Origin of the sequence: Gemella haemolysans, assembly GCF_028308085.1 — a bacterium.
Taxonomy (GTDB): domain Bacteria; phylum Bacillota; class Bacilli; order Staphylococcales; family Gemellaceae; genus Gemella; species Gemella haemolysans_D.
On sequence record NZ_JAQMFS010000001.1, the window covers coordinates 1 to 14038 of the forward strand.

General features: G+C 26.1%; 11 protein-coding genes. 1 reads left to right on the forward strand and 10 read right to left on the reverse strand.

Going from position 1 to position 14038, the window contains the following annotated elements:
• Nucleotides 1-122: 122 nt before the first annotated feature.
• The 8 genes from PNO30_RS00005 to PNO30_RS00040 form a co-directional block, all read right to left on the reverse strand.
• Nucleotides 123-893, reverse strand: a complete 771-nt coding sequence (locus PNO30_RS00005; protein ID WP_048801913.1) for an ABC transporter permease — start codon at nt 891-893, stop codon at nt 123-125.
• 4 nt (nt 894-897) lie between these two features.
• Nucleotides 898-1782: a metal ABC transporter ATP-binding protein gene (locus PNO30_RS00010; protein WP_271986662.1), complete on the reverse strand. Its 885-nt coding sequence runs from the start codon at nt 1780-1782 to the stop codon at nt 898-900.
• A gap of 599 nt (nt 1783-2381) precedes the next feature.
• On the reverse strand, nt 2382-3035 hold the full coding sequence (locus PNO30_RS00015; protein WP_271986663.1) for a hypothetical protein: 654 nt from the start codon (nt 3033-3035) through the stop codon (nt 2382-2384).
• Between the two features lie 512 nt (nt 3036-3547).
• Nucleotides 3548-4339 (reverse strand): ABC transporter permease, encoded by a 792-nt coding sequence (locus PNO30_RS00020; RefSeq protein WP_271986664.1) that lies wholly within the window; start codon nt 4337-4339, stop codon nt 3548-3550.
• Between the two features lies 1 nt (nt 4340).
• Nucleotides 4341-5129: an ABC transporter permease gene (locus PNO30_RS00025; RefSeq protein ID WP_271986665.1), complete on the reverse strand. Its 789-nt coding sequence runs from the start codon at nt 5127-5129 to the stop codon at nt 4341-4343.
• Nucleotides 5122-6078 carry an ABC transporter ATP-binding protein gene (locus tag PNO30_RS00030; RefSeq protein WP_271986666.1) on the reverse strand — a complete coding sequence of 319 codons (957 nt, stop codon included), beginning with the start codon at nt 6076-6078 and terminating at the stop codon, nt 5122-5124. Before PNO30_RS00030 ends, PNO30_RS00025 begins: the two co-directional genes overlap by 8 nt.
• Before the next feature lie 280 nt (nt 6079-6358).
• The gene (locus PNO30_RS00035; RefSeq protein WP_271986667.1) at nt 6359-7177 is read right to left on the reverse strand and encodes an aminoglycoside N(3)-acetyltransferase; all 819 of its coding nucleotides are present in this window, start codon (nt 7175-7177) and stop codon (nt 6359-6361) included.
• Nucleotides 7178-7307: 130 nt separating this feature from the next.
• Nucleotides 7308-8888 (reverse strand): ATP-binding cassette domain-containing protein, encoded by a 1581-nt coding sequence (locus PNO30_RS00040; protein WP_271986668.1) that lies wholly within the window; start codon nt 8886-8888, stop codon nt 7308-7310.
• 402 nt (nt 8889-9290) lie between these two features.
• Here PNO30_RS00040 and PNO30_RS00045 point away from each other — a divergent pair, with 402 nt between their 5' ends.
• Entirely contained in the window at nt 9291-10889 is a 1599-nt protein-coding gene (locus PNO30_RS00045) for an ABC transporter ATP-binding protein (RefSeq protein ID WP_271986669.1), read from the forward strand.
• Between the two features lie 217 nt (nt 10890-11106).
• Here the strand turns inward: PNO30_RS00045 and PNO30_RS00050 are convergent, their stop codons facing one another.
• Both PNO30_RS00050 and PNO30_RS00055 read right to left on the reverse strand, forming a co-directional pair.
• Nucleotides 11107-11496, reverse strand: coding sequence for a hypothetical protein (locus tag PNO30_RS00050; protein WP_271986670.1), 390 nt, complete (start codon nt 11494-11496; stop codon nt 11107-11109).
• A 281-nt stretch (nt 11497-11777) separates the two neighbouring features.
• Nucleotides 11778-13355 carry an ATP-binding cassette domain-containing protein gene (locus PNO30_RS00055; RefSeq protein WP_271986671.1) on the reverse strand — a complete coding sequence of 526 codons (1578 nt, stop codon included), beginning with the start codon at nt 13353-13355 and terminating at the stop codon, nt 11778-11780.
• Nucleotides 13356-14038: the final 683 nt, after the last annotated feature.

The window sequence follows — 14038 nt, forward strand, 5'->3', positions numbered from 1 at the left end:
AACTTTCTTTTTAAATTCAAAATTATATTTAGTCATAAAAATACCGACCTCCAAAAAGTTAGATTTTTTGGTCTAACTTTTTGGGGTCGGTACAATCTCTAAATAACTAAGTGTACATTCTTTTATCTCTCATCACCTAATAATTCTGATCTTATTATCACGCTTATTGCTAAAACAAACATTATTAGACTTAAGAATATTGTAACATAAGTATTAATATCAAAATCCATACCAAAAATTACAGTTCTCATACTCGTTAATTGGTAAGTTAATGGATTAAGTTTTGATATATAATATAGCACCTTAGAATTATCCAAACTATAAAAAGTCGGTGCAGCAAAAATTATCGGTAGTAATAATGTTCCTAAGATAAGGTCTCTAGTTCTATATGATACAGTTCCTAATGAAATAATAACTCCAAGAGAAAACCAAAATACTAGACTAATAATTACAATAATTAATACTTTTAAGAAAGGAACTATCTGTATTTTTATTCCTAAAAAGAACGATAAAAAGTAAATTAGTAATACTTGCACTATTGTGATTCCTAATGGAAATACTAATTTCCCTAAAAAATAAGAAATAGCTGATGTCCCTTTTATTCTTTTATACGCTAGAAGTCCCCACTTTTTATCTAAATTCACCCTATAAACCGACTGATTCATCTGAGAATTTAGTATTACTCCAATTATTCCAACGAAAATATATTCAATATAGCTAACACTTTCTCCTTTAAAAGCCAAACTTGAAAAAGAGTTCCCTATCCCAAATCCAAAGAATACAAAGTACAAAATTGGAACCATAAGCTGAGTATATATAATCTGCTTATTATTTTCAATCGCCTTATATTCTATATACGATGTTGCCCAAAAATTCTTTATTACATTTTTCATATAATTACTCCTCCAATTCCAATATTCTCTTCAAGGTAATTTCTTCTTTCTGTAGACTTCCTATTGTAATATTTTCTGCCAATAATAATTTTAATACATTCGAAATTTCCTCTTCTTTTTCCAAGAAAATTTTTAAATTTTTATCATCAACAATTGTAATAGTATCTTTATATTTCTCTACTATATCTTTACTTAATTCACCATTATAAGAAATATTGTATACTATTTCTTTATTATATTCTCTTAAGAATGTGCTCATTTCCCCAAAGTATAAACATTTCCCATCGTTTATATAAATTATTTTATTACAATACTTTTCTATAAGATCTAAATCATGAGAAGATATAAATACAGCATGTTCTTTATTGTTAGTCTTTATATATTCTAATATATTTTTTGATAATACTACATCTAATCCTGTAGTAGGTTCATCTAAAAATAATATTTTTGAATTAGATACTAGACTTCTTGCTATTTGTACTCTCTGCAATTGTCCACCAGATAATTCTGTTAGGTCAGATTTCTCTTTACCTTTTAAACCTAGAACAGCGATAATCTCATCTACACTTTTCCTACTAATAGTATTTTGAGAATATAATAGCCCCATATAAATATTGTCGTATACATTTAAGTACCAATCCACTGATTGATTTTGCATACAATAATCCACATCTCGAACAGACACTCCTTCACCGAATGATACCTCACCTTCGATATTAGAAAACAATCCTAATGTAGAATTAATTATCGTAGTTTTTCCTGAACCACTTTTACCTATAAGTGCAATCATATCTCCTTTTTCCGCAGAAAAAGAAATATTTTTAATCGCGTAATCACTAGAATTTTTATATTTATATGATAAATTTTTCACTGTTAATAGATTTACCATTTGACTCCCTCCTTCCGATATTACGTTTTTCTTTTAATTACTTTCTAGAAAAGGTTGATTTGCAAATACAAATCAACCTTCAACTCTTTAATATGTAGTTTACATGTAGCTTACACAATAAAGTGCGTCTTCTTGAATGAGTGACTTTTTAATCAAGTGTCTACTTTAACAGATACTGTAAAATCATTATCGTCAGTTAAAATAGCTAATTCCCCTCTATTCAAGTTATAATGAGAAACAATAATTTTTTAAGATAATAAGAAACTCAAAAAATAATGATGATTCTCTTTATTATTATTTACATTATAAACTATAAAATTCCAATATCTAATACCATTTTTTTGTCCTCCTTATTTTATGAGGTTATAAAGCTTTATAGATTTATTGTAATATAAAAACGTTATGAAATCAATATAAAAAGAAAAAAACGCTTTCTAAAATTATCACTTGTTATTTCTAGTTACTAAATACTGGTTTTCGTAGTAATATAACATAGTATTACTTCTCAAATTGAACCAAAAAATGTACACCTAGTTATTTCTAAAAAAACTAAGTGTACATTCTTTTATTAATTTTTCATTTTTTCTGAAAACTTTTCCTTAATCTAATAAAGTATGCTCTCTATTTCTTAAATTCACATATAACACATGAGTAGCCGAAATTGCATTTATTAGCAAAATATAATAAGCAATGTTTTCAACGTATAATCCTACAAAACTTAAAATAATAGTAAATACAGGTGCACTTATTCGAAAAATTTGAACTATACTTTTTCTATAATCTTTATCATTAATTTTTATGAAATTAGTCCTTAATTTTATACTAATCGACACCCCTAGTGCTACTATTAAAGATAATAATATCACTTGTAATGGTAAAAACACCTTACATATAACCAATATGAAGAATACTATATCCAAAACTATGTAAGACATAAGTATTTTATTTAAATTTATATCATATTTCTTAGTAAGTATTAAAAATAAAACTACTGTTATTCCTGGTATAAAAAATATAATACTAGAATACTGTATTAAATTCCTAGCCGCTAATTGTTTTATAAACAACGGTATAAAAAACACTGCTGACCCTGATAATAACGCTGTATTGATAATAATATGTTTTCTTTTCAATTTATTAAAAACTAGTCTCTCAGAATTCTTCTCAGTTTTATTTTTAAAATTATTTATTTTGAAACTTGAAAATAATACAAACATAATTATAAATACTATTAAATATTCATCAATATTCACCTTATAAATATAACTTCCTAAAGAAAAACCAAGTAATTTAGACAAGTTACTATATAAGGATATATCTGTCACTCCAGCTTTGATAGACTTACTTTCCTCTATTACAAATAAATTGTAATTAAGCAGAACTATTGATATTAATAAGTAATAAACAAAATAAAATGTTAAGACATAGTATAAATTTATGTTATTTTTAAAAATAAATACTACTACTGAAAAAACTATTAATATATAATAAAAATACTTTGTTTTTATACTAGTTAATAATCTGATATAACTAGTGTCTAAAAAAATAAATATTTCTATCAAAGTCGTTATTAACAAAATAAAATATATAGGAAAATTATATACAGATATAAATTTCACCGTTATGTATGAATATAAAACACTCAAAATTAAATTCAAACATAAATACAAACTTCTCGCTAATTTAACATTAAATTCTATAAAAAACACCTCCTATATGATTCACTTTGTTCTTATTTCTTATAATTCTCTAACCTTCTTAACTATTATGATCCTGTACTTTGATATTTTTTTAATCCGAAATTCCATATTGTTTTATAGATTAATATAAGTAGAAGCGGTCCAAACAATATTAAAAGCCATGTTTCTAAATTAAAACTATCATGGAAATTTATTAAATTTACCACTGGGAAATATCCCACAAATGCGAATGGAATAATTATTAGTACTACTTTAATGAAAAACGGATAAATATTAACTGGATAATTTGCCAGTTGATACAATTGCCATAAAACTGATTTTATACCATCATTTGTTATCGAAAAGAAACTAATTGATACTAGCGCTAAGTATATAGCCTCTCTTACTAAAACCGCAGATATTGTAAACAAAATGAATTTTATTATAAATAAATAATTTACATCAATATCTAAGTTATACAATGAAAAGATCACAATTACTATACCTGTAACTAACTCAAATAAAGCTTCCTCATCTAATTGAAAAATAATAAATTGATAAAGTATATTAAGCGGTCTTAATAAAAATAAATCGAGTTCTCCGGTTTGAATTAAATATGGGACTTCTAAAGTTGTCACGAAGAAAAATTCCCATAACGCCGATGTTAATGTTAGAAAACCATATAAAAACAACAATTGATATAAAGAAAAGCCACCGATTAATTCTGTATAATTAAGCGTAATAAGTAATACAAATAATGTTGTAAGAGTATCTAGTAAATAACCAAAATTTCCTATAATAAAATCTAGTTTATAACTCAATATCCTTTTTACATCCATTTTAAAAAACTCTGCATATAAATATAAATGTTTCTTCATATTAACCTCCCATTATATCAAACTTGTTAAATACATATTGTGATAGTCTTTTTGAAATTATCAATAATATGATTAACCAGAATATCTGTACACCAAGAATAAATAAGACTTTCCCTAAATCATTATCATGTACAATAATAGAAATAGGCGCATACATTACAGCGTAAAATGGAGTTACCTCTGATATTCTTAATAATAGTTTCGGATATAAATCTAAAGGCAGCAACCCTCCACCGAAAATAATAAGAAGAGCATTAACTAATTCAGATACACCATTTATTCTTATAAATACTGTTGATAATAATGCAATAATATAACCTAATAAAAAAGCAACAATATAACTCAAAATATACACGAATATAAAAAGTACAAATCTCTTAAGAGATATGGTTCTAAATATTAAATTATAAAACATTAAAATATAAATAACTAAAATCGGCAGTACTTGGAATTTTAATTTATAGAGAAAATTGCCTAAAGTAGTGAAAAACGTTATAACTATCAATCTATTAGGCTTATTCAAATAATTAATAATAATACCTTTTAAAATCTTCTCAGATACAAAATTAGTAGTTATTTTTATAGGTAAAACTATTTGTAACATAATCGCAAACAGTACATAAGTTATTATTTCATCAATATTTTTAGAATTGTATTTTTCAACATATATCCAGATACTATACTGTATTAATACCATAGAAAGTGATGCAATTATCTGCATTATCGTATTAAATTTATACTGTAATAAACTTTTATATTGATATAAAGTATAAGCAAAAAATCTATTCATATTTATCACCCGTCTTATCTTTCACAAGCAATACTTCTTGTAGATTTAAGTCCAATACTTCAGTTTGTGTAATAATACTTTCATTAGGTAGTAGTTTTATTATATCTAACACATTAAATTTAGTTTCATCAAAAACAAATTCTTTAGAATCAATATTTGTACGTAAAGGCAATATTCCTTCTTTAGCCAAATCTACTATATTCTCTCCGTACATTTTTAATTTTTTATATTTATTAAAAATTTGCTTGAAGCTCTTCACTTCACCATCATAATTAATTTCGCCATCACTTATCAAAATCATTCTCTTACATACTTTTTCAATATCAGAAATCTCATGAGTTGTTAGTATGATAGTAGTATTATACTTCTCATTTATTTTTAGTATTAATTCCATAATTTTCTTCTTTGTTTCTATATCTAAACCGATAGTCGGTTCATCTAGGAACACCAATTTAGGTTTATGAATAATACTAGCTATAAACTCACCACGCATTCTTTGTCCTAAAGATAGTTGCCTTACTGGTTGATATAAGTACTCTGTTATATTTAATTCTGTTATCAAATAGTCTAACCATTCTTTATTATCTACTTCATAGATTTTTGATAAATACTCAAAAGAATCAATTAGTGGTAAATCCCACCATAAATGTGATTTTTGTCCAAATAGCGCACCTATGTTTTTAGCATTTTTTTGCCTATTTACAAATGGATCTTTATCGAATACTTTTATTGAACCTTTTGTAGTAGTTAGTATTCCTAACAGTAATTTTATTGTTGTAGATTTCCCAGCTCCATTATTTCCTATGTATCCTACAATTTCTCCTTCTTTAATACTAAAATTTATGTCCTTCAACGCTTGTTTAACTATCTTTTCTGTATTAAAAAAGCCAACTCTATTTTTTATTATATAATCTTTACTAAGACTCTCAACACTAATTATCTCTTTCATAATATTTCCTCTTATTTTAAAATTTATTGTTGAATTTTAAATGATTCTCTTCGAGTAATTTTACTATTTCTCTTGAATCTGTTCTCCTATTTTTAACTATATTAACGTGTTTTTTTCATAAAGTCAATATTTTCTGAATATTGTATCGATTTTTCTTTCTATTTATGATGAGGAGATAATTTTTTCTAGTGAATTCGGTGAATCTTGAAATAATAAAAAAAGAATAATATACACTCAATTCTTTTAAAAACAACTAAGTGTACATTATTCAGTATTAACTTTATGAATTTATTTCTTCTTTTCTTCTATAATATTCTTTCGCAAAATCTACGCAACTTTTTAAATCTATACAAAGAACCGATGTCTTCTGTATTTCTTTTATTTGATAACTTTCCTTACAATTTTCCATGAATTCTTTCTGAACCGTTGAAAAATCATCATATATATCTAATTCAATATTAGAAAATTCTAACCATTCTCCATCTACATTTGCACTTTCTTTTATTGTTTTTCTATTTAGTGAATATTCTGCAAGATGTAATGCTGTATTAGACTCAAAATCGGTTCCTAATAATAAAATTTTGGCATTTTGATCATACAATCTCCCTAATGGTGAATTATATCCTAAGCCATCATCTAATGGATGCTCATTTATTATTTCCTGTGCTTTTTCTCCTACTGCTGAAAAAGAATATAGCGGATGAGAACTTCTAACAGAATGTTTTAGATTCATAACAAACTCACTAAATTTCCCCATACCTCGTGTACTAGATAGATTAACATCATAAGATAAACTTTCTTGTTTTATTTTTTCTATCCACTCCTTAGGAACTTTAGGATATTCCCAATACTCTGGAGACATATTCTCTAAAGATTGTGTTGGAACAACGAGCGTTCCACTTTCTCCTAATCTTTCCATAAGTGCTTCATAGATACATCTTGCACCACCGATTATATAACCAAATTTGCTAAGAGAAACATGTGCAATCAAGATATCGCCTTCTCCTATTCCTAAATCTTTAAATAAGTTTAAAAAATCACTTTTACCAATTGGCATTAAATTATTATCTAATGCATTACTCATAAACTTATAACTCATAACTGTCCTCCTTATTAAATGGAAATGCCTCAAAAATCAATTTCTCCGAAAATAAGATTTTTGAGGCACTCCCCTATTTTCATTCTTATATTATGAATCAATATTTTTATTTTATTAATTTTAACTTACATCACAATTTTATAATATTATCAAATTTTCCTCTTAGTTCATCACTTATATCATGGCTAATCATTATTATAGTTAATTCTTTATTTCCTAACAGCATTTCTACTAAACTTTTCGCTGATTCTTTGTCCAAAGCTGATGTTCCTTCATCAATTAAAAGTATTTTTTTTCCATTAAATAACGCTCTAGCTATAGCCAATCTTTGGCGTTGTCCTCCTGAAAGATTCTTTCCATGAACTTCTACTTCTGAATATAAGAAATCTTTCTGTGTTAAGCCCACTTTTTCTAAATATTTAGCTACTTCACTGTCCTCTACTACCTCTCCCATAGTTATATTGTCTTTGACAGTGCCTGAAAATACGAAATTTTCTTGTTGAATTATAGTTAGTTTTTCCAGTATTTGTTTAGTAGATAATTTCTTCAAATCAACACTACAATACTCTACACTACCTTCATAATTTCTTAATTGCCCTGTAATTATTTTAAATAATGTTGATTTACCAACGCCACTATCTCCACTTATTAAATACTTATTCCCCTCTTTTATATCAAGATTCACATTATTTAGAATTTCTTTATCACCATAACTGAAATGTAAGTTTTTAATTTTAAATAATGTTTCTCTTAAAGAATATTCAACGGGTGAGTGGGTATCCTTATTATTTAACATGAATTCATCATGCTTAGAGAAAATAGGTTTTGTCCCTTTAATAAATGCTATTCTATAACCTACTTGGCTCATACCATCAAATACAAGATTAGCAAACATTCCTACAGCTGCAACTGCACCAATTTCCAAATTATCTTTAACAACTAAATACCCTGTAACAAAAACTAATAACACTTGGAAAAAGACATTTAAGCCGAAGTTAAGCATATAATAATTACTTTCCAATTTGCTTTGTTTAACAAATACATTTTTCAAAATCCTACTTATATTAGCTATTCTTTTAGGAATTATTTGTAATTTATTAAGAGAGAAATACGTATCATAGCCTAGAATCGTCTCCTCTAACGAAGCAACATAGTTTTCATTTTCTTTAGTAACTTCTGTTCCCATATTATGAAGTTTCTTATTAAAAATTTTTGGAAGATAAATTAATATTCCCGTTCCTATAATAGTAATTAAAGAAATGATCCAATGATATTTTAATAGAGCATAAAGAGAAAATACCACACCAGAAAGACTATATATTATAGCAAATATATTTCTCAAACCTTTTTCTTGAATCATTTGAATATCATTGTTGAACCAAGATTGATAAACACCAGATGAGTTATCTTTATACTTTTCAATATCTAATTCTATAAGGCTACTAGACAGATTATCCTTAACATCTATTCCAATATCTTGAATAAAAATCTCCTCTCTTACCTTTACTACTCTATCAATTACTATAATAACAATCCACGTAACTGATAAGAATAAGATAATTTCAAAGAAACTATGTAGATTTTTGTTAGTAAGCACAGTTATAGCATCTGCATTTAAAAAGTTACTCTTCATAAGAAATAACTGTCTTAACAATATAAGAAAACAAATTAATAAAAATTTATATTTAAATTTTAAAATATATTTTTTCATAAGTACCTCCTACTTTTAATTCCACTCAATTTAATAACAAACTATTAAGGGGAATCTTGAGAAATATATAAAACACCAACTTATATTTATACCTTTATTATATTACAGAAAAAAGATAGAAACAATATAAACTTATAATTTTCAGAAAACTTACTCTAATTATCTTGACACACAAAAAAAAGTCAGTATAATTAAAGTTACATAAATACTATAGGGAGATTCAAAAATAACTAAATCTTAAAAAAGTTTATATGAGAACTAGTATTCGTAGTCTAAACTCATCTTATAAAAGCTTTTTATAGATCTAAGAAACTTCGTGGAGAAATTGACAAATCGATGTCTCAGAAGTCGCTATTTTTGAGTGACTTCTATAGAAATATAATCTATTCAAAGGAGAGCAATATGATTAAAAATATTTTAGAAGTTATAACATTGAACAAATTAAAGTTATGTATTATGTTTATTTTGACACTAATAGTATCAATAGGGACTGTTTATGTTGTATACGCTCGTGTTGATATTGTGGATTCTGTAATATACAAAACAGGATCTCTATGGATAAAAGTCGGCATTATTATTTGTATTTTAATAATAGTAGAATTGCTTAGAGCGTGGTTAAAAATTATAATTGCACAATTAGTTAAACAATGGAAAATATATCTAGGTGATAGAATTAGTAAAAATATAGAAACTATGTCTCAATCAGAATTTAATAAGGTTGACTCTGGTGAGCATATGACTAAATACACTTATCAACTTGAATTATTATCTGCGTATTTATTCTCACCATTAACTGGTTTACTTAGTGCTATTGTATTATTTATCTCATCAGTAGTATTTTTATGGCTGATTAATTGGAAATTTGTTGTATTCGCCCTATTATCATCAATCGCTATGTTTTTAATAAGCGGTAAGTTCGGTAATAAAATTAGTGTAGGATATACAAATTTATCAATTTTATCAGGAAAATTCTCTGGAGTTTTAAAGGAATATTTAACAGGTTATGAAGATTTGAAAAATATTGGTAAGATAAATTTATTCTCAAAAAATGTTAAAGAAAGTCAGATTCAAAAAGAAGATCAACAGTATGGTATTTCTAAATTAATGGCATTTGCTGAGTTAACTTTACAAAGTATCGAGAAATTACTTGAATTATTAATTTTCATATTTGCGATTTATTTAGTTTTAAAAAATGAATTAACTATCGGAACAATAGCTTCGGTATCTACTATACTAGGTATATACCTTACTTCTATCAATCAATTGGTTGATTTGTATATTAAGGTAATCGGTACAAAAGAAATATTAAATAGCGTTATAACTAAATCAACCGCTAAAGAAACACTTTATCCACATGTTGAAGAAAATATTGAATTTAAAAACTTTAATTATAGTTTCGGAGATAACCATGTTATTAAAAACTTCAACTTTAATATAAATAAAGGTGGAAAATACGCCGTAATCGGTAAAAGTGGTTCTGGAAAATCTACTATAATCAAGTTGCTACTAGGAAAATTACAATCCAACCAAGATAAAGTTTTAATCGATGGAAATCCTCTTGAAATACAGGATGATATTAACTTCTCCAAAGAGATTGGATATGTGAGTCAACAAACATCTATTTTCAGCGGTTCAATTCGATATAACATCACTTTAGATGATAGCTATTCAGATGAAGAAATATGGAGCATATTGGAAAAAGTTTGTTTAGCCGATAGAGTTAGATCTTTACCTGATGGCTTAGATCACAACTTATCTAATATGGGAGAAATCCTATCAGGAGGAGAAAAACAAAGATTAGTTCTTGCGAGAGTTTTAATTAGAAATTATCCAATTTTAATTCTTGATGAAGCAACCTCAGCATTAGATGAAAAAACAGCCGTACAGATAGAAAACAATATCTTAGTCGACGATAAGTTAACTTTAATAATGATTTCTCACCATATACAAGAAGAAATCAAAAAACAACTAACAGAATGTGTAGAATTAAAAGTACAGTAATACCACTTACTAAATGGCTTAAATACCACAAAAAAGGAGTGACTTAAAAATCATGATTTTTAAGTCACCCCCTTTTTTTTTTATTTTCCCCTATATATTCCAGCACCAATAGTACAACAATTATATTGAATACCTACATTCCAAATTAAAATTTTAAACTAAAAATTTCTACACTTTGAACAGTGTTTCTCTCCAGACTTTATTCAAGAGTATAAACTTATGCAAATTTCTTATAAAAGTATAAATATCTCATTATGAATAGAAATGAAACTAACACGAATAGAAATGCAAACTTAACTAGATTATCTATAAATTGTAAATAGATAAATACTAGTAACACCCCTACCACTTCTACCAAGTATTCTATTACACTCGCTTTTTTCCAGTTGATTTTGTCATATAAGTCAACCACATAATATTGAGCAATACCTAATATCATAAACGCCAATACAGCTAAACTATATGCCTTAATATCTGTTTTTTCTTGAGTGAAAGCTTCAGGTAAAAAACTTGCAGTATTAGTTAAATATTTATTCATCGCTATAAATAAAAAACCTACTAGTTCAACTTGCAATACCACCAAACCTAAATCTTTAAGCTTATTCATTTTTCTCCTCCTCCCTTTTAAAATTATTTTATTAACTAATGCAATATAATTACTTATACTTATTCAATTATATTATACCATTTTTAAAAACGTATTCAAAATATTTATGATATAATGTTACGTGTATTTTTTTATAAGAGTGACTAAAAAGTCCTAAAATTTAACAAAGTTCATATAAAAACTCGTAGATGCAGTAGCTTATTGGTATCTAAATTTGCTTTATAAAAGCTTTTTAAATACCTAATAAACTTTGCAGGGGTGACTAGACAAAATCTTGTTTCTTAAGAAATCGCGATTTTTGAGCCATTCCCCATTACATACACCTCATCATACATTCTCAAAGTTTCTGGATAAGATCTGTGTGAAATATGAATTAAAGTCTTATCTTTCATACTTAATAGTAATTTTTCAACTAAGATGTATGTATCTTTATCCAATCCTGATAATGTTTCATCTAAAACTATAACCTGTTTTTCCTGTAATATAGCCCTAATTAATGCTAACCTTTGTTTTTGTCCACCAGATAAATTTGATTTTCTCTTATCGTACATAGTATTAAGCAAATCAGAAGCTTCTTTAATTTTGTCATCTAATCTAGTTTCTTTTATTAAACTCATTATTTTATCCGCTTCTATGTTTTTATAAAAAGTAAGATTATCGATAATCGTACCTACAAATATAAAGCTATCTTGAGGTACATAAGTTATTATTTTTTGAATTGTGTTGTATTCATAACTGTTAATATTTTTTCCGTTTAAAAATATGTTACATCCTTCAAGGTTTTTTGTTAATAGTAATGCTAACGTCGATTTTCCACTACCACTATCTCCTTGAATTAAATACTTTTTACCTTTTTCAAAAATAGCCGAAAAATCACTAAAAATTTCTCTATTATTAAATTTATAGCTTTCATTTCGAATTTCTATGTTTTCAAAATCGATAATTTTATGACTATCTATATATTCAAACTTCTCTTTAGAATCTAATTCCCTTTTTATATCTTTTACGGATGTTATATTAGCTATAGAAGCTGTTATCAAATTGACAGGCATTACTAACTCTGCAGAAATAGTAAAAATAGATACTATATCCCCTACACTAGTATTTCCTAACAGAGCTTGACGACCTCCTATATATAAAATAGCAATAATAGTAGCATAGAATACTAATCCTGTTAAGACATTTACAAGTGATGCTAAAACATTCTTCCTATTAACAAGTTTATTTATTTTTTTATATTCATTAAGTAATTTTTCATAAAATATATTAGCAGAATCGCTATTTTTAATAACTAATAACCCTTCTAAAAAATCTTCAAGTTTATCGTTATAACTAGCCTTTTGTATAGAAATACTGTTTTGAACATTTTTCAAATATGATTTGAATAGGTTAGGAATTACAATCGGAAATAGTGACAATCCTATAACCCAAAACGCTGTTGTTACATCCAATTTGAACAACGCTATTGTAGCAAAAATAAAATAAACTATCCCCTGATACAGAGAAAAAATCGTATTATAATATTGATCTTTTACCATTTCAATATCATTATTTACAGTAGATAATAAATTTTTACTCTTTGTATCTAGTTTATTCTTAAGTAAACTACCCACATGGGTTCTATGAATATTAAACCCAACTTTATTCAGATAAATAGTATCTAAAATCTGACGTAAATATTCACATATAAGCATTAGTATTATAATTACAGATAAATATATAATTTGATTGTAGAATAATTGCTCATTTTTAGTAGTAAGAGCATCGACAACATATTTAATTTGATATGAAAAATAAATATTAATCCCCGAGACTACTGTAATAAGAAATAAAACTACCGCAAATAAAAATTTTCTCATATTTCCCACTCCTAATTTGAGTCCTTCTATTTAAAAGTTCAGTTTTCATTTTATAAATAGCCTTTTAAAATCTAAATACAATAAAAAGAAATCAATTGCTCATAGAAGCTAATCAATTTCTTTCTTAATATTTGATATTCTAAAATAATTCAATCTATAGATTAACTTTCCACTCAACATAAAATCCAACTAACGTTTTGTTAAATTATAGAAATTATATCAAATAAAAAATTGGTAGTCAATGTTATTTCTGAAAATTCAAGGTTGTTTTTAGAATTTATTAATTAACTTGAAACTAATCTTTTAACTGGAACTAAAAAAATACATGTCTTCTCTTTTCTATACCTATATACATTTACAAAATTATTTCCTCATCAAAACCACTTTTTTGATATAATAACTTCAGTAAAACTATAGTAAATGAATTTTTTTAACATTCACTGTAACACTATATTTATCCTTTAAATTTATTATATTACGTATATTTATAAATTATTGATAATGACCATTTAATTTGATATAATCAAAATTGGAGAGAGAAGTTAGGGAGTGTAACACTTCCGATAAAGATGGTGGCTACTTCAATATGAAAGGGGATGGTGCTATGCTCGCATACACTAAAATCTTGACGAAAGGAGTAGCAAGTTGTCAGCTTACGAAATTGTACAGACGATTATTGGAAT